Genomic DNA, 299 nt, shown 5'->3' with positions numbered 1-299 from the left:
TGTTAGCCGGTGAGGATGCTCTGCATGGCCTCGATCGACTGGGAGACCACGTCGAAGATCCGCAGCGTGCCCGGGAGGGACTCGAGGCTCCGATCGTCCGCCTGGGCGTCGGCCCGGACCTCGCGTTCGCCCTCCTCGACCGCCTCCTCGACCTCCGGTGACGGCTGCGCCGACCCTCTCGGGGTGGCGTCGTCCCCGGTCCGGGAATCGCCCCCGGCGCCCCGCCCGGTCGGGTCGATCCCGGGTGCGTCCAGCCCGGCGGTGTCAGGACCGGCGGTGTCCGGACCGGCCGCGTCCGC

General features: G+C 74.6%; 1 pseudogene. It reads right to left on the bottom strand.

Features of this window, described 5'->3' with window-relative positions:
- Positions 1–2 precede the first annotated feature (2 nt).
- Positions 3–299: pseudogene (locus G6018_RS15845) on the bottom strand (patatin); the annotation flags it as partial.

The sequence above is a fragment of the Dietzia sp. DQ11-44 genome (assembly GCF_014145205.1).
GTDB lineage: Bacteria > Actinomycetota > Actinomycetes > Mycobacteriales > Mycobacteriaceae > Dietzia > Dietzia natronolimnaea.
Note: the sequence above shows the minus strand (reverse complement) of the source record. Positions and strands in the feature narration are given on the sequence as shown.